Annotated in this window: 19 protein-coding genes; 11 read left to right on the top strand and 8 right to left on the bottom strand. The window is 60.3% G+C overall.

Features of this window, described 5'->3' with window-relative positions:
• Window position 1: 1 nt before the first annotated feature.
• From ISX84_RS18930 to ISX84_RS18900, 7 genes are all read left to right on the top strand, one after another.
• On the top strand, window positions 2-1,126 hold the full coding sequence (locus tag ISX84_RS18930) for an OmpP1/FadL family transporter (protein ID WP_195821960.1): 1,125 nt from the start codon (window positions 2-4) through the stop codon (window positions 1,124-1,126).
• 107 nt (window positions 1,127-1,233) lie between these two features.
• Window positions 1,234-2,160: a DMT family transporter gene (locus tag ISX84_RS18925; RefSeq protein ID WP_195821959.1), complete on the top strand. Its 927-nt coding sequence runs from the start codon at window positions 1,234-1,236 to the stop codon at window positions 2,158-2,160.
• Between the two features lie 61 nt (window positions 2,161-2,221).
• A complete protein-coding gene (locus ISX84_RS18920; RefSeq protein WP_195821958.1) occupies window positions 2,222-3,070 on the top strand; it encodes an ATPase in 849 nt (282 codons plus the stop codon).
• Between the two features lie 91 nt (window positions 3,071-3,161).
• Window positions 3,162-4,079 (top strand): homoserine O-acetyltransferase MetA, encoded by a 918-nt coding sequence (gene metA, locus ISX84_RS18915; protein ID WP_195821957.1) that lies wholly within the window; start codon window positions 3,162-3,164, stop codon window positions 4,077-4,079.
• A gap of 1 nt (window position 4,080) precedes the next feature.
• A complete protein-coding gene (locus ISX84_RS18910) occupies window positions 4,081-5,046 on the top strand; it encodes an alpha/beta fold hydrolase (RefSeq protein WP_326838772.1) in 966 nt (321 codons plus the stop codon).
• Between the two features lie 49 nt (window positions 5,047-5,095).
• The gene (gene ppk2 / locus ISX84_RS18905) at window positions 5,096-5,965 is read left to right on the top strand and encodes a polyphosphate kinase 2 (protein ID WP_195821955.1); all 870 of its coding nucleotides are present in this window, start codon (window positions 5,096-5,098) and stop codon (window positions 5,963-5,965) included.
• Window positions 5,958-6,575: a TetR/AcrR family transcriptional regulator gene (locus tag ISX84_RS18900; RefSeq protein ID WP_195821954.1), complete on the top strand. Its 618-nt coding sequence runs from the start codon at window positions 5,958-5,960 to the stop codon at window positions 6,573-6,575. Before ppk2 ends, ISX84_RS18900 begins: the two co-directional genes overlap by 8 nt.
• Here ISX84_RS18900 and ISX84_RS18895 read toward each other — a convergent pair whose 3' ends face one another.
• The 5 genes from ISX84_RS18895 to ISX84_RS18875 all read right to left on the bottom strand — a co-directional run bounded on the left by ISX84_RS18895 (window position 6,576) and on the right by ISX84_RS18875 (window position 11,385).
• On the bottom strand, window positions 6,576-7,607 hold the full coding sequence (locus ISX84_RS18895) for a Hint domain-containing protein (RefSeq protein WP_195821953.1): 1,032 nt from the start codon (window positions 7,605-7,607) through the stop codon (window positions 6,576-6,578).
• A gap of 211 nt (window positions 7,608-7,818) precedes the next feature.
• Window positions 7,819-8,307 (bottom strand): 30S ribosomal protein S9, encoded by a 489-nt coding sequence (rpsI, locus tag ISX84_RS18890; protein ID WP_159976599.1) that lies wholly within the window; start codon window positions 8,305-8,307, stop codon window positions 7,819-7,821.
• A 2-nt stretch (window positions 8,308-8,309) separates the two neighbouring features.
• Window positions 8,310-8,771, bottom strand: coding sequence for a 50S ribosomal protein L13 (rplM, locus tag ISX84_RS18885; protein ID WP_195821952.1), 462 nt, complete (start codon window positions 8,769-8,771; stop codon window positions 8,310-8,312).
• A gap of 302 nt (window positions 8,772-9,073) precedes the next feature.
• On the bottom strand, window positions 9,074-9,886 hold the full coding sequence (locus ISX84_RS18880) for a hypothetical protein (protein WP_195821951.1): 813 nt from the start codon (window positions 9,884-9,886) through the stop codon (window positions 9,074-9,076).
• Window positions 9,887-9,969: 83 nt separating this feature from the next.
• A complete protein-coding gene (locus ISX84_RS18875; protein WP_195821950.1) occupies window positions 9,970-11,385 on the bottom strand; it encodes an aminotransferase-like domain-containing protein in 1,416 nt (471 codons plus the stop codon).
• A 94-nt stretch (window positions 11,386-11,479) separates the two neighbouring features.
• Between ISX84_RS18875 and ISX84_RS18870 the strand changes: the two genes are divergently transcribed.
• Entirely contained in the window at window positions 11,480-11,713 is a 234-nt protein-coding gene (locus ISX84_RS18870; RefSeq protein ID WP_229884425.1) for a DUF1127 domain-containing protein, read from the top strand.
• A 58-nt stretch (window positions 11,714-11,771) separates the two neighbouring features.
• On the opposite strand, the gene ISX84_RS18865 is transcribed toward ISX84_RS18870, so the two are convergent.
• Complete coding sequence (locus ISX84_RS18865; RefSeq protein ID WP_195821949.1) at window positions 11,772-12,704, bottom strand: Kelch repeat-containing protein; 933 nt, start codon at window positions 12,702-12,704, stop codon at window positions 11,772-11,774.
• A gap of 58 nt (window positions 12,705-12,762) precedes the next feature.
• Window positions 12,763-13,194 carry a PaaI family thioesterase gene (locus ISX84_RS18860; protein ID WP_195821948.1) on the bottom strand — a complete coding sequence of 144 codons (432 nt, stop codon included), beginning with the start codon at window positions 13,192-13,194 and terminating at the stop codon, window positions 12,763-12,765.
• Window positions 13,195-13,549: 355 nt separating this feature from the next.
• On the opposite strand from ISX84_RS18860, the gene trmFO reads away from it, so the two are divergent.
• The 3 genes from trmFO to gluQRS are packed head-to-tail and all read left to right on the top strand — an operon-like array spanning window position 13,550 to window position 16,429.
• Window positions 13,550-14,905: a methylenetetrahydrofolate--tRNA-(uracil(54)-C(5))-methyltransferase (FADH(2)-oxidizing) TrmFO gene (trmFO, locus tag ISX84_RS18855; RefSeq protein WP_195822077.1), complete on the top strand. Its 1,356-nt coding sequence runs from the start codon at window positions 13,550-13,552 to the stop codon at window positions 14,903-14,905.
• Between the two features lie 22 nt (window positions 14,906-14,927).
• A complete protein-coding gene (locus tag ISX84_RS18850; RefSeq protein WP_195821947.1) occupies window positions 14,928-15,542 on the top strand; it encodes a class I SAM-dependent DNA methyltransferase in 615 nt (204 codons plus the stop codon).
• A 2-nt stretch (window positions 15,543-15,544) separates the two neighbouring features.
• Window positions 15,545-16,429: a tRNA glutamyl-Q(34) synthetase GluQRS gene (gene gluQRS, locus ISX84_RS18845; protein WP_195822076.1), complete on the top strand. Its 885-nt coding sequence runs from the start codon at window positions 15,545-15,547 to the stop codon at window positions 16,427-16,429.
• On the opposite strand, the gene hisI is transcribed toward gluQRS, so the two are convergent.
• Window positions 16,415-16,786, bottom strand: coding sequence for a phosphoribosyl-AMP cyclohydrolase (hisI, locus tag ISX84_RS18840; protein WP_195821946.1), 372 nt, complete (start codon window positions 16,784-16,786; stop codon window positions 16,415-16,417). The genes gluQRS and hisI overlap by 15 nt on opposite strands.
• Window positions 16,787-16,848: the final 62 nt, after the last annotated feature.

Here is a 16,848-nt window from a genome sequence, read left to right as displayed (position 1 = left end):
CATGAGAAACTACCTTAAAAGTGTAACGGCATTGTGTCTTGCAGCAGGCGGCGCGCATGCAGGTGCTCTGGACCGGACGGGACAATCCGTTGACGTGCTCTTCGAGGACGGGCGGTATGTGGAGTTCAGCTTTGCGACGATATCGCCGAATTTGAGTGGCACGGGATCGGTCCTCTCGAACGGGATCGGGTCGGGCGACATTTCACCCTCGTACCAGCAATATGGTGCGGCGTATAAGGCGGATATCAACGATAGGCTGTCCTATGCCATTATCCTTGATCAGCCGTTCGACGCTTCGGTCGACTACCCCACTGGTACCGGTTACTTTGCCGCTGGCTCCTCAGCAGAATACGATTCGGTCGCGCTGACCGGCCTTTTGCAGTACAACTTAAACAATGGCGTCAGCGTGTTCGGTGGTTTGCGGCTGCAATCGGCGGAGGCCAACGCGACGATTCAATTCAACGCACCGGCTCTTGGTCTGAACCTCGACTATTCAGTAGATGCCCAACGCGATTATGGAGTCGGCTACGTCGTAGGTGTTGCCTATGAAAAACCGGAAATCGCCCTGCGTGTCTCCTTGACGTACAATTCAGAGATTTCACATGAAAACGACACATCTGAAACGCTCACCAGCCCTCTTCCGTTAACACGAACATCTGTTACGGAGTTCGAAACCCCACAGTCCGTCAATCTGGCTTTTCAAACCGGTATCGCGCCAAATACGCTGCTGTTTGGTGGCATTCGTTGGGTGGATTGGTCCGACTTCGCACTGACACCTTCGCTTTACCAACAAGTGACCACCGGGTCGTTGCTCAGCTACAGAGAAGATGTATTCACGTATACGCTTGGCCTCGGGCGCAAACTGAACGACACGTGGTCTGTTGCCGCAACACTGGGATACGAGGAAACGCAGAACAACCTTTTCACCAACCTAGGTCCCTCTGATGGTCAGCGCAGCATTGGTCTCGCCGCGATCTACAGCCAAGGAAACATGAAAATCACCACAGGCATCCGCTATGTTCGCATCGGCGATACAATTACAGTCGCCGGAGCGGCTGCACCGGCTGCGCGGTTTGAAAACAACGATGCTGTCGCCATCGGCGTCAAGATAGGCTACACCTTCTGAGTTACTAGACGACTGAACAAACCCGAAAGCCCCGTGGACCAAAATCTGCGGGGCTTTCACGCATGATCCGGGTGGCTCTTTGATGCAGCCCTGCCTAGGTTTCCAGCATGACACAGCAAATGACACTTTCCGCCAGAGCCTGGGGCGCGCTGATCCTGCTCGCGATGATCTGGGGCGCCTCCTTTCTGTCGATTCGAATCGCGTTGAACGAGATCGGCCCGCTGACCTCTGTGGCGCACCGCACCTTCTGGGCGATGCTTGTGCTGTGGCTGGTCGTTGCGGTCATGCGGCTGCCGATCCCGCGTGATCCGGTCGTTTGGATGGCGTTCCTGATCATGGGGTTGCTCAACAACGTGATCCCCTTTGGCCTAATGGCCTGGGGACAGCTGCACATCGAAACCGGGCTGACCTCCATCCTCAATGCCGCTACGGCGGTCTTTGGCGTCATCACGGCGGCGATCTTCTTTGCCGATGAGCGGTTGAGCTTGAGAAAGGCCATCGGTGTCACGCTCGGGTTCATCGGTGTCGCGACGGTCATCGGTCTGGAAAACCTGCGGAATTTCGATCTGCAGTCGCTTGCGCAGTTGGCCGTGCTGGGCGGGACGATCTCCTATGCGCTGGCCAGTGTATGGGGCCGCAAAACCCTGTCGGGTCTGTCCCCGCAGGTTGCCGCCGCAGGGATGCTGACCGGATCGACGCTGGTCACCCTGCCCCTGGCGCTGCTTGTCGAAGGCCCGATCAAATTCGATCTGGCGCCTGTGACGCTGATCGCCATTGGTTACTACGCGGTGATCGCCACTGCCGGGGCCTACCTGCTCTATTATTACGTGTTGGCGCGGGCGGGCAGCGGCAACCTGATGCTGGTCACCCTGTTGATCACCCCCTTCGCCATCCTGCTGGGCGCGCTGGTATTGGATGAAGCGCTGAGCCCCAATGTCTACGGCGGCTTTGCCCTGCTGGCGCTGGGGCTTGCGGTGCTGGACGGGCGGCTGCTGCGCAGGCGTCGAAAATCCCCGCAGCCCGTCGCAGACTGATTGACCCCTCCCATGGTCGCGGCTAGGACTGAGGGCCACTCACGCCGTCAGGACGCGCCCCATGCTTTATTCTTCTGCCGCCGACTGGCGGGCCGCCCCGCGCAAATCCGTGCTGGTCTACGGCATGTCCGGTCTCGGCAAGACCCATATGTCGAACCTGCTGCGCGCCAGCGGGGACTGGTTCCACTACTCCATCGACTACCGCATCGGCACCCGCTACATGGGCGAGTTTATCACCGACAACGCCAAGGCCGAGGCGATGAAGGTTCCCTTTCTGCGCGAGCTCTTGATGAGCGACAGCATCTACATCGGCTCCAACATCACCTTCGACAACCTGGCGCCGGTCGCCACCTATCTGGGCAAGCCCGGTGATCCGGCCAAAGGCGGCCTGCCGATGGCCGAATACACACGGCGGCAGGATCAGTTCCGGCAGGCCGAAATCTCGGCCCTCTACGACACCGCGCATTTCGCGGAGCGGGCCGAGGCGCTTTATGGCTATCCGCATTTCATCTGCGACACCGGCGGGTCGATCTGTGAATGGGTCGATGCGGCGGATGACGATGACGCGATGCTGGCGGATCTGGCCAAACACTGCCTGCTGATCTGGATCAAGGGCGATGAGGCGCACACGCAGGAGCTGATACGCCGGTTTGACCGCGCGCCCAAACCCATGGCCTATCAGCCGGAATTCCTGATGCGTGTCTGGCAGGAATATCTCAGCGAAAACAATTGCGTCGAGGCGGATGTTGATCCCGATACCTTCGTGCGTTTTACCTATGCCCGGGCGCTGGCGCATCGGCAACCGCGCTATGCGGCCATGGCGCGCTGGGGGGTGACGGTGACCGCCGATCAGGTGGCTGCCCTGAAGACCCCGGAAGACTTCGAGGATCTGATTGCCGCCTGCCTGTAAGACTGCGTCACTGACCTGTGAGACCGTCCCCCTTGAGACAGCCCCGGCAAGGGGCTATCTGACTGCTCTGACATAGCGCCGGAAAAAGACCATGCCGATCAAGATACCCGCAGACCTGCCCGCTTATGACGTGCTGAAGCACGAGGGTGTGATGGTGGTCGATGAGGATCAGGCGGCGCGTCAGGATATCCGGCCGCTGCGCATTGCGTTGCTGAACCTGATGCCCAAGAAAATCCAGACAGAGAACCAGTTTGCCCGGCTGATCGGCGCGACCCCGCTGCAGATCGAACTGAGCCTGATCCGCATGTCGGAGCATCAGACCAAGAACACCGCCGCTGCACATATGGAGAGCTTTTACCGCCCGTTCCAGGAGGTTAAGGATCAGAAATTCGACGGCTTGATCATCACCGGCGCCCCCATCGAGCACCTGGCGTTCGAAGAGGTTACCTATTGGGACGAGCTGCTCGAAGTGATGGATTGGACCCAGACCAATGTGCATTCCACCTTTGGGGTCTGCTGGGGCGGAATGGCGATGATCAACCATTTCCACGGCGTGCAGAAACACATGCTGGACGGCAAGGCGTTTGGCTGTTTCCGGCACCGCAACCTTGCGCCTGCGTCGCAGTACCTGCGTGGTTTTTCGGACGATTGCGTCATCCCCGTGTCTCGCTGGACCGAGATGCGGCAGGCAGAGATCGATGCCGCCCCCGGGCTGAGAACACTGCTGGGCAGTGACGAGGTCGGCCCCTGTCTGGTCGAGGATCCGGCGCATCGCGCGCTCTATATCTTCAACCATTTCGAATACGACCGGGATACGCTGAAACAGGAATACGACCGGGATGTCGCCGAAGGCAGCGCCATCACCCTGCCCGCGAATTACTACCCGGAGGACGATCCCACCCAGATGCCGCTGAACCGGTGGCGCAGCCATGCGCATCTCCTATACGGCAATTGGATCAACGAGATATATCAATCTGCCCCCTTCGAGATGGCACGCATTGGGACGTAAGGTGTTGCTCTTTGTCCTCTTGCTGATCCTGCTGACCGTTGCGGTTGTGCATTGGCGCGCCGCGGCGCGTGAAAGGCAGGCTGAGACCGACTATCCGCCCTCGGGTCAGTTCATCGAGGTCGATGGCACACGCATTCATTTGCGCGTCGAAGGTACCGGCCCCGATCTGGTGCTGATCCATGGCGCAAATGGATCAATACGCGATTTCACCTTCGACTTGATGGGGCGTCTGACCGACCGCTACCGCGTCATCATGGTGGACCGCCCGGGGCTGGGCTGGAGCAGTCGTGCAGGGGAGAGCTATACCGGCGTGTTGAACACCTGGGCCGAACCGCCGGCGGTGCAGGCACGCGTGCTGCAAAAGGCGCTGGATCAGGTCGGGGTGACGCGTCCGATTGTTCTGGGCCATTCCTACGGCGGTGCGGTGGCACTGGCCTGGGCGCTGGAACGGCCGGAGGATACGGCGGCGTTGGTCCTGCTCGGGGCTGCCTCCAACCCCTGGCCCGGCCGCCTTGGTCCGCTCTACCAGATCAATTCTTCGCGGATCGGCAGCGCCGTGGTGATCCCGCTGATTGCCGCCTTTGCGCCAGCGTCGCGCATTGAAGAGACCGTCGCCTCCATCTTCAAGCCGCAGGCGACGCCCGAGGGGTATCTGGATCACTTCGGGCCTGAAATGACCCTGCGGCGCCCCACCCTGCGGGCAAATGCGCAGCAGGTGAACAGCCTGCGCCCGCATGTGGTCGAGATGGCGACGCAGTATCCGGATCTGACCCTGCCCGTGGAAATCCTGCATGGCACCGAAGATACCATCGTGCCGCTGCGCGTTCATTCCGAACCTCTGGCGCAATTGCTGCCCAATGCGACGCTGACCCGGATGGAAGGTGTGGGCCATATGCCACATCATGCGGACCCTGATGCCGTAGAAGCGGCCATTGACCGCGCGGCAACCCGCGCAGGTTTGCGTTAAGCCTGTTAACATCCCATATTGAAAGCAGAGCACCTGCCCCGGAGGGCCCATGAACCTGCCATTTGACGGCGCGATCAGCACCTACTTTGCCTCAGAAGCCCCCAAGGAAATCCGCGCCGCCATCAAGCGGAGTGAAAAGGGCGATATCCTGTCCGACACCTACCCGCACAGCGAGCGTATGGCGCGCAAGCCCTACGAGAAGGAACTGGCAGCGCTGCAGATCGAACTGGTCAAGATGCAGGCCTGGGTCAAGGAAAGCGGTGCGCGTGTCGTGATCGTCTATGAAGGACGTGATGGTGCCGGAAAAGGCGGTACAATCAGCCGCTTCCGTGCCAATCTTAATCCACGTGGTGCCCGCATTGTCGCCTTGCAGAAACCGACCGATACCGAGGCGGGGCAATGGTATTTCCAGCGCTATGTGGCCCATCTGCCAACGGTTGGTGAAATGGCGTTCTATGATCGCAGCTGGTACAATCGCGGCGTTGTCGAGAAGGTCTTTGACTTCTGCACCGACAAAGAACGGGAAAACTTTTTCACGCAAGTGACGCCCTTCGAGGACACGCTGGTCGAAGATGGCGTGCATCTTTTCAAATTCTGGCTGAATGTGGGACGGGCAGAGCAACTGCGGCGCCTCCTGGTGCGGGAATGTGACCCGCTGAAACAGTGGAAACTCAGCTGGATTGACGTCGAGGGCCTCAAACGCTGGGACGCCTACACGGACGCGATTGGAGAAACCCTGACGCGGACCCATAGAGAGGCGACCCCCTGGACCATTGTGAGATCGGATGACAAGCGCCGCGCGCGGCTCAACGCCATCCGCACGGTGCTGCACGGGCTGGACTATGCGCGCAAGGATGCCCGTGCGATTGGCAAGATCGACACATCGATTTGCGGTGGGCCGGACATCTGGGATGCCTAAACGCGGCTATCACCACGGCAACCTGCGTCAGGCCCTGATTGACGCGGCACTGCAGCTGATCGAGGCGCGTGGCCCGATGGGCTTTACCCTGTCGGAAGCCGCGAAACAGGCGGGCGTGACCCCCGCCGCCGTCTACCGGCATTTCGAGGGGCGGGAGGATCTGATTGCCGAAGCCGCACTGCAGGGCTATGAGATTTTCGCCGACCTGATGGAATACGCCTATGAGAAAGGCCAACCCTCTGCGCTGGCGGCGTTTTCCGCGACCGGGCGCGCCTATCTGGCCTTCGCGCGCAAGTATCCCGGCCACTATATCGCGATGTTTGAAAGCGGGATATCGGTGAACCGCACGCCGGAGCTGGCCGCCGTCGCGACCCGTGCCAACAGTGTGTTGGAAAAGGCGGCAACGGACCTCAGCCAGCACATCCCCGAAGACAAACGCCCCCCGGCGTCGATGTTTTCGGCGCATATCTGGGCGCTGAGCCACGGGGTGGTTGAGCTTTTTGCGCGCAACTCACCGGGACGGGCCTCGCCCTTCCCGGCGGATGATCTGTTGGAAACGGGGATCGGTATTTACTTGCGCGGGCTTGGTCTGATCAACCCGGACGACTAGTCAGGCCGCAAGATAGGGGCGCAGCGCTGCCGCCTCGCGTCCGTTCAGCGTCATGGTTGCGGTCACGCCGAAACTGTCAAAGCCGCTGCCCAATATGGGGAACAGCGCCTCCAGCTCCGCGCGCTGTGCCGCCTCCAACGTGCCGAGCGCGTTTTCTCCGTAAAAGAAGCTTTCGGTCAGGGCCCCGTTGGCACGCACGATCTGGTGGCTGTCGAACATGAAATGCGTGTAGGTCACCGTCTCCTGCGGGCGCAGGCAAACCCCCGGCACGCCAACCATGTGCTTGGCCGCGACCAGCACTTCGGACTTGCCGAAGAGCAGTTCGGCCATCGCGTTCTTTATCCAGATGCGGTGCTGCTGAGAGACGGTCAGCGGCGCGTCGTTGCCAATGGCTCCTGCCTCGAACACCACAGGCGCAAAAGCGCCCTGCCCGGTTACCGTTGTGCTGGCCACCCATCGCACCGGCATTGGGCCCTTGTCCAGGGTCCAGATCTGCTGGCCAACCGTGATATCCTCGACCGGTATCTCTCCGTCCGGTGATGCGATGCGCGCGCCATCGGCGAAACAGGTGACGAAGTTGTTGTAGCGCGAGGTCCCGGCATTATTGCCGCCGGTCTTGACGTAGGACGTGCCATCCTGAAGCAATTCACTGGTGGCGAACCCCCAGACATCGCTGAAGTTGCCGTTTTGCGAGAAGACATAAACGTTGATCGTCGGGCCCGTCTGGTTCCCGTTGTCGTCCAGCGCGCGGATGCGGATGATCGATTCCGATTCAACCTGCGTGCCATTGGCGACCAGCCCGTTGCCATTGGTGATGACGTGGTTGCCGGGCTGATCGTCGTTGAACCGTCCGCTACCGCCGCCGGTGTCGTTCAGCGACACCTCCGCCGCATTGCCACCGGTGTATTCGAAGATCGTGCCGTTGGGCGTGGAGGAGTTGTTGATGATCGGATTGCCGACAATGCTCCCGTTGGAGCTCGACTGTACGACAAGGGCTTCGCTGTCGAAGGCTATGAAGGTCCGTATCACCATACCAGGTCCAACCGTATTGAATCACCACATAAAAGTAGCGGGGAATTGTGCCGTAAGTGCGACCCCGCCAAACTGATTTACCGAGAACTAGCCGAAAATTGGATGATTTGGTACCAAAAATCGCGTTCCCCAGCGTGCAAGCTCCAAAACCGGTCGCCGGAATGCAAAAGGCCGCCCGGATGGACGGCCTTTTGGGATCTGTTGGAAAAGCTTAACGCTTGGAGAACTGGAAGCTCTTCCGGGCCTTGGCCTTACCGTATTTCTTCCGCTCGACCACACGGCTATCGCGGGTCAGGAAGCCTGCCGCTTTCAGCGCGCCGCGCAGGGAGGGATCGTAGAGCTGCAGCGCCTTGGAGATGCCGTGCTTGACCGCGCCGGCCTGACCGGAGAGGCCACCGCCCTTGACGGTGGCCACCACATCGAACTGGCCTTCGGTGCCGGAGACGGAGAACGGCTGTGCCAGGATCATCTGCAGCACGGGGCGCGCGAAGTAGTCATTCTGCGGCTTGCCGTTCACGGTCACCTTGCCGGAGCCGGGCTTGATCCAGACGCGGGCAACCGCGTCTTTCCGCTTGCCGGTGGCATAGGAGCGGCCGAGATCGTCACGGACGGGCTCACGGGGTGTTTCGACAACTTCGGGAGCCGCTTCAAGACCAGCCGCCTGGCCGAGTTCTTCGAGTGTGTTGATTTCTTCAGCCATGCTCATGCACTCCGGGTGTTTTTGCTGTTCATGGATTTCACGTCCAGAACTTCGGGGCTTTGCGCCTCATGGGGGTGTTCGCCACCTGCATAGACGCGCAGGTTGGTCATTTGCTGGCGCGACAGACGGTTGCCGGGCAGCATGCGCTTGACCGCGAGGGTCACAACACGCTCGGGATGCGCACCTTCGAGGATCTGCGCCTTGGTGCGGGACTTGATCCCGCCCGGATGTCCGGTGTGCCAATAGTGATGCTCTTCACGCTTCTTGCCGGTCAGCTGGACCTTGTCGGCGTTGATGATGATCACGTTGTCGCCCATATCCATATGCGGTGTGAAGGACGGCTTGTGCTTGCCACGCAGACGCGTGGCGACGATCGAGGCAAGACGGCCCAGAACAACGCCCTCGGCGTCGATCAGGATCCATTTCTTGTCGATATCTGCGGGTGTTGCAGAAAAGGTTTTCATGGATGGTTCCCCGTTTGAGGTGAAAGACTGTGCTATCGCATCAGCCCGAATTCGATTGGGGGGTTATACAGCAGCCAAATTGCGGGTCAAGCGGCAGAGATCATGTAATATCTATATATATCAATGGTTTAAAAATAAGGTATTATCTTACCCCAATGACTTCATGACTTGTTCAGTCGCAACCATTGCATCGTATCAGAAGGCTCTGCGATATGCGACGCGTACGGCTACACCTAACGTCAAATCCAGATCACGGGATGTAGACCTTTCCCAAGCAGTTCGTTTAAATGCGGGCGCGATGCTTAGGACGCTGGAGGACTGGCCGTGGTTGCGGGTGCATCTGGCATGGAGCGGAGCATTTCGCCAATGACGCTATATGCAATTCCTACAATCCCAATTGCTTCTTCAGTGCTCAAGATGACTTCTGGGTGAGCCAGCGGGTTTCGATGAAGATCCTTAACCTGTTTCAATGCCTCCCAAACTTTTGCGTCCCCATGCTGACCTTTCCGTAGGCCCTCTGCGTACATTCCTATCGTCTTGGATTGCGGGTGAGCTTTGCCATCGGCTACTTGATCCCAATATGCGCGCAAAACGGCTTCTAGAACTCGGAAGATATGAAATCCGCTCGCAGTTGGAAGTTCGTAAGCAAGCGCCTTAGCGGCTTGCTTCATATCGGCTAAAGTACCCGGAACTTTTTCCGCAGTGTCTGCTGGGAACATTGACTCACCCTGCTCAGTCAAAAACCCTACATCGAAACCGCCTTTTGGTAGAACAAGAAAGCTTGGGAGGGTTCCTAGTTCGGACGTGAGTATTTGCTGAAATGTCTGCGCTTCAGAACGAATTGCCGCAATGCGCCAGGCCTCAATTTCTGTTTCCCAGTTCTCGTTCAAATCGTCAGTTAACGACTGTAGGCGCTGTGCTAGCTCATGAGCTTTTTGCGACGAAACCCGCAAGTATGATCTGTAAATACTGTCTACATACAGTTGATCCAACGCAGTCTTCGCCATAGCCAAATGAATGTATAGGTCAGTCTTGTCCATGCTGTCATTGACGCTCTGAAGCTGGTCAAACTTCGCTGTTGCATCAATAATCCATGGCATTGCAATTCGTATCATCAATGGCCTTCGGTGTTGGAGCGCTTCCTAGATCAGAAGTTACTTCTTTGCCGGGCTTTCTGGAAGTGTCACCGCGCTATAACTCAAACGCTGAGCTGCTCCGGCGGGCTGTCGAGCAGGTCGCGCAGGCGCATCATCGCGGCCTCAAAGCTTTTCAGGGACACACCCGCATTGACCGCCATACGCACCGCATGCGGGGCGCGGGCGTCGCGGCAGACGAATTCCTCGGCCGTCCGTATCTGGATGCCCTCTGCTTCTGCGGCCTGACAGAAGGCCCCTGCCCGCCACCCCATCGGCAGCCGCAGCCAGAGGAACGGGACATCTGGCCGCCAGACCAGATCATAAGCACCAAGCACATTCACGGCACTTTGCACATAGGTATTGAACGCCTTGCGCGTCTGCTCGGTCAGCGCGTCGATCTGCGGGTGGGTCAGCAAGCCAGCGCAGAGATCCGTCAGCGGCGTGGCCAGCCCGAAAAAACTGTGCTCCGCCGTGCGGCGCAGGACCGAGGATTTGCCTTCGGGGGCGATCGCGAAACCGAACCGCAAGGACGGCGTGATGGTCTTGGCGATGGAGGACACATACCACCCCCGTCCCGGCGCCAGCATCCGGTAGGAGGGGGCCCGGTTCACGCCCATGCGGTAGCAATCGTCTTCCACAATCTGAAAGTCATGTTTCCGGGCGATTTTCGCAATCTCTTCGCGCCGCGCCACGGGGGTGAACCCGCCCGTGGGATTATGTACCTCTGGTGAGGTGCAGAATACCTGCGCATCATGGGCGCGGGCAGCAGCTTCCAGCGCCTCGGGGATCACGCCGTCCTCATCCATGGCCACCGGTACCACATCGGCGCGCAGCAGTTCTGCGGCCCGTCGAAATCCGGGATAGGCGAGTTCCTCGATCAGCACGGTCGGGCGGCGCCCTTCCAGGATGGATTGAAAAATCAGCATGATCCCGTTTTGCCCGCCGTGGGACAGGACGACATCCTTTTCGCGCAGCGGCCCCAGCGGTGTGCCCTTGAGCCAGTGCACCACCGCTTCGCGCGCCGCGCGGGCACTGGTGCGGCTGGGATAATGCATGACCCCCGAGGGCGGATCCTGCGCCACCTGCGCCATCAGCTGCCGGATCACCTTGTCCTGCCCGACGCAGGGCAGATGCGGCGAGAACAGGCTGACATTGTGCTGGTCGCCATCTGCCTCTGCAGTATGCGATATGACGTCGATTTCGATGGGCGCATCCGAGACTTGCATGGTGCGCGGCGGCGCGACGAAGGTGCCACGCCCAACCTCTGCGGTCAGAGTGCCCTCGTCCGTCAGGATCGTGTAGGCGCGGGCCACGGTGCCGGGGGTGATGCTCAGCTTCCAGGCCAGATCGCGCACCGGCGGCAGCTTGTCACCGGGTTTCAGATCGCCGACCCCTATCCCCTGTCGGATACTGTTTACAACCGATTGATACTTTGGGCCCTGCCCGTCGATCAGCATTGGTTGCCAAATTGTACCCATTACAATGTTTTCCTAGCGCGTTTGTATCAGTTATCGTATCAATATTGCATAGCTATACCGCTATATTGTGTCAATACAATTTAGGAGATTTCCCATGGCACACGCACAGACACCATCGCCCCGGACCCTGGCCTTTCTCAATGAGGTCAAGGAGATGCCAACACTGGCCATCATCGCGATTGAGTTTGCTGTCTGCGTGACGAAATGGGCCACACGCTATCGTACCAGACGCGCGCTGAAACAGTTGACGGTCTGGCAGCTGGACGATGTGGGACTGACACCAAGGCAGGCTCGTGATGAGGCAGCCAAGGTGTTCTGGCGCGCGTAACCTCCCCGGTACGCGACCAGACCTCTTCCTTAAGGCCGGGTTTTATCCCGGCCTTTTTTTATGGTGCCTCGGGGACCTCGATGCATTCAATGCTGGTCAGCTCCGGCTCACCGCCGCGTGCGCCGCTGCCCGCCGCGATCCAGAGCTTGCGATCATGCACACAGCAGTTTGTCCCGTGCCGCGCGCGGTTGAGGCTCGGACCCATGCGCCATGTGCCTTTGGCCGCATCGAATATCTGCATCTCCACAAAGGCCTCCATGCGCCCGGCCTCGCCCCCCACATAGTGGATTTTGCCGTCGATCACCCCGGTGCCGCCGGCCGCGGTTTCAATGGGCAAGGGTTCATCATGGACGGACCATGTGCCGGTCGTGAAATCATAGACATCCACATCGCCGATCGTGGCAAAGAACAGCGCATCATAGTCCTGCCCGTTGTGGCGCCCGGTCTCCCGCCCACCAAAGAAGTACAATTTATCCCCCACGATGGCGCAGGGCGCGTGGTCGCGCTTGTTCGGCGCATCGGGCAGCACCTGCCACTCGCCCGTCTCCGGGTTGATCCGGTCGAACCAGGCCTGGGTGCCGGAGTGATGCCCGTCGATGATCCCGCCGACCACATAAATCCAGCCGTCCGCGTGCAGCGCACAGCCCGCCGCCCCGCGCCGCCGCGCGTGCGGGATGCGCGGCCCCTCTTTCCAGGTGTCGCTATCGGGCTGATAGATATAGACCGTCTCCAGCGGCGTTTCGCGCGGGAACTCCCCCGTCATCGTGCCCAGCAGCCAGATTTCGCGCCCGACGATGACCGGTTGAAAGTGGTGGATTTCCATCGGTGGCGGGGACGCGGATGTCCAGGTGTTGGTCTTGGGATCAAAGATGTCGACCGGCTGAATGCGCCGCCCGCCAAAAAGGTAGAATTTGCCGTCCAGGGCCGCAAACCCGTTTTCATGCCGACAATGCGGCGTGCCCGTACAGTCCAGCGTGATCCAGTCCGACATGGTTCCCCCGTTTTCAGGCCAGAGATGACCAGATTGGCACCGGTTGAACAAGACCCTGTTACGCGGGCGCTTTTGCCGGTGGAATGGCGTAGGTGAGGCTCGCCCGGGCAACGGGCGCGTCGACGCCTTCGGAATAGATCAACACATCGCTGACCGACAACTGCCTGCCAAGCTTCAGCAACCGCACTTTGCCGATCAGGTCGACCCCCGCCGCCGGTTTGCGCATGAAGTCGATCGTGCAATTGGTCGTCACCGCCAGCGCCTGTGGGCCGATCCGCGCCAGCGTGATGAGATAGGCCCCGACGTCTGCCAGTGCGAACATCGTCGGGCCCGAAACAGTGCCGCCCGGACGCAGATGCTTGTCGCTGACAGTCAGGCGCACGGTCAGCGCCTCGGGCGCCACCTCCTCGACGGTGAAGTCATCGGCCACCTGCTCAAACACCTGATCGAGAAAGCTATTCAACGCGGCCGCGTCCATTTTGATGTCCATGCACATGCTCCCCTTGCCCCGAGGGCAGGTTGAGCGAATTCAATCCGCAGGGCAAGCCAGCCTGGCGCGTGCGAACATTTGACGCCACGTCGCGCCATTGTTTCCAATTCGGCGCAGCAGAGTTTCGACCGGCGGCCCTTATAATTCGGGCGGCAAGGTGGCAATTAAAGGGCAAGGCGGAAACGTCTTGATGTTTTCGGGTCGCCGTGGGCGGAAGGTTCCTCCACACCAGTCTCTCGCTGGTGCACCATTCCCGTCGCGGCGCCCCCGAAACCCCCTTCCCGGATTGATGTTCAGACAGGTATCCCCCGCCGTTGCGGTTGCGCCGGATCGGGGCCTGCCTTACATGGCGGACATGACAGAAGAATTGCATATCGTCGGTGGCGGCATGGCCGGATCGGAAGCAGCCTGGCAGGCGGCGCATATGGGTGTGCAGGTCGTCTTGCATGAAATGCGCCCCAAGGTCGGCACATTCGCGCATCAGACCGGCCTTCTGGGCGAGATGGTCTGCTCCAACTCCTTTCGCTCCGACGACAATGAACAAAACGCCGTTGGGCTCTTGCATTGGGAAATGCGCGCTGCGGGCGGGTTGATCATGCAGATGGCCGACAAACACCGCCTGCCCGCAGGTGGCGCGCTGGCCGTGGACCGGGATCCCTTTGCGCAATCTGTCACCGATGCGCTGGTCGCGCACTCGAATGTGCGTGTCGAATATGGCGAGATCACCGAGCTGCCCAGCGACGGCCAATGGATCATCGCCACCGGCCCGCTGACCTCCAGCGCGCTGGGACAGGCCATCGCAGCAGAAACCGGGGCCGAGGCGCTGGCCTTCTTCGATGCCATCGCCCCGATTGTCTATTTCGACAGCATCGACATGTCGCGCGCCTGGATGCAGTCGCGCTATGACAAGGGCGAGACGGAGGAAGAGCGCACCGCCTATCTCAATTGCCCGATGGACCGCGACCAGTACGAAGGGTTCATCGATGCGCTGATGGCCGCCGACAAGACCGAGTTCCACGAAGGCGAAACAGCCGGGTATTTCGACGGGTGCCTGCCCATCGAGGTGATGGCGGAGCGCGGGCGCGAGACCCTGCGCTTTGGCCCGATGAAGCCCGTTGGCCTGACCAACCCGCATCAGCCGGACGTGAAACCCTATGCGGTGGTGCAGCTGCGCCGCGACAATAAGCTCGGCACGCTTTATAATATCGTTGGCTTTCAGACCAAGATGAAATACGGCGCACAAACGGATGTTTTCAAACGTATTCCGGGCCTGGAGAATGCGAGCTTTGCCCGGCTGGGCGGTATCCACCGCAATACCTTCCTGAATTCCCCAACGTTGCTCGACGGGCAGATGCGGCTGCGCTCGCGTCCGAACATTCGCTTTGCCGGGCAGATCACCGGGGTCGAAGGTTATGTGGAATCCGCTGCCATGGGCTTGTTGGCGGGGCGTCTGGCGGCCAGTGCCATTTTGGGCGGCCCGATGGAGACGCCACCCCCCAGCACGGCGACCGGCGCGCTGATCACACATATCAGCGGCGGGGCCGAGGCCAAGACCTTCCAGCCGATGAATGTGAACTTTGGCCTCTTCCCCCCGGTTGAGGGCCTCAAGGGCGGCAGACGTGGCCGCAAGGACCGCTACAAGGCCTATACGGACCGGGCCAAGGCGGCTTGGCATAAGTGGCTTGGCACCGGCGCACTGGACGCCGCCTAGCCAAGCCGGTTACCCTTGGGCCATGACACAAAAATTTCTGGACAAGGTCTACGACGCCCGCGACGCGGATGAAACACGCACTCTCTACGATGACTGGTCGGCCAGCTACGACGCCGAAGTGAGCAGTCAGGGCTATGCGACGCCCGGCAGATGCGCCGATGCTCTGGCGCGATTCATGAAGGATCAGACCCTGCCGGTGCTGGATTTCGGCTGTGGTACCGGGCTTTCGGGGCTGGCGCTGAAGCTTGCCGGGTTTGCCACCATCGACGGAGTGGATCTGTCCGAAGAGATGTTGGCCAAGGCCCGCGCCAAAAGGCTCTACCGCACCCTCACGGTGATCGAGGCGGATGCGCCGCTCCCCGTCACGCCGGGCGATTATGCCGCGATTGCCGCCATCGGTGTGATCGGCGCTGGGGCGGCCCCCATTTCGGTGTTTGACGACCTGATGAAAGCCCTGGCACCGGGGGGTTTTCTGGTCCTGTCGCTGAATGATCACGCTCTGCAGGACCGCACAAACGAAGCCCGTCTCTGCGAGTGGATCGACTGCGGTGCCGCCCGTTTGCTGTTTCGCGAAAGCGGCCCGCATTTACCCGGTATCAACTTGAACTCCAACGTCTACGTGCTTGAGAAAAATTGACAATCCGCACCCGGTTTGCCCCATCCCCGACGGGGCCTCTGCATCTTGGTCATGCCTTCTCGGCGCTTGTTGCCTACGACATGGCCCATGCGGCAGAGGGTGAATTCCTGCTGCGGATCGAGGATATCGATACATCACGCGCCCGGCCCGCATGGGAGGCGCAGATCTATGAGGATCTGCAGTGGCTCGGCCTCGACTGGCCGAGGCCCGTGTTGCGACAGTCGGAGAACATGGCCGCCTATGAAAGCGCCCTGGACCGGTTGTGGCAAGCGGGCCTGCTCTACCCCTGCAGCTGCAACCGCCGGGATATTCTGGAGGCGATGTCCGCCCCGCAGGAAGGTGCGACCCTGCCCATGGGCCCCGATGGCTTAATCTACCCCGGCACCTGCCGGGATACCCCCCGCGCCCCCGGCACAGACCGTCCCCGGGACAGCGCGCTGCGGCTTGATATGCGCCGCGCCGTGGCGCAGCGCCTCTTTGCCTATACCGAAACCGGTGCGGGGCCCGGGGGTGAAACCGGCCTGATCACCGTGACGCCCGATCAATTGATACAGCACGTCGGAGACGTGGTTTTGTCCCGACGTGATATGGGCACTTCTTACCATCTGTCGGTCGTGATGGACGACGCGGCGCAGGGCATCACCCATGTCACGCGCGGCGCTGATCTCTTTGAGGCGACGGCGATCCACGTGGTCCTGCAGGATCTCCTGGACCTGCCGACACCGCTTTACCATCACCACCGGCTGATCCGGGATGAGGCTGGCAAGAGGCTGGCCAAGCGCGATGATGCCCGTGCGCTGGCCACCTACCGCGATCAGGATCTGCAGCCCGCTGACATTCGTAGCATGCTGGGCCTGCCCTCGACGGCAGGCTCACAGGGGCTTTGACAGTTCCACCTCACCAGCTTCGGACACGCCCGTATAAAAACAGCTGCGCCGACCTGTGTGGCAGGCCGCGCCCACCTGCTGGACCTGCATTAATAGACAATCGCGGTCGCAGTCCACGCGCATGTCCACCAGCGTCTGGTGATGTCCGCTGGTCTCGCCCTTGATCCAGAAAGCCTGCCGCGACCGGCTCCAATAGGTGACCTTGCCTGTCGCAAGCGTCTGCATCACGCTCTCGCGGTTCATCCAGGCCATCATCAGCACCTCGCCATTGTCGGCATCCTGCGCAATTGCGGGGATCAGACCAGCTTCGTTATAGCGCAGGCTGTCGGGGTCGAAGGGAACGGGATCGTGAGACATGCGAAAAACCTTTTTGCATCTGCTGCGTCAGGACTTATGTATGAAAGTCGAAAACAACGGAA

The organism is Roseobacter sp. MH60115, assembly GCF_015644665.1.
In the GTDB taxonomy this organism is placed as follows: domain Bacteria; phylum Pseudomonadota; class Alphaproteobacteria; order Rhodobacterales; family Rhodobacteraceae; genus Roseobacter.
This window is presented reverse-complemented; position numbering and strand designations above follow the sequence as displayed.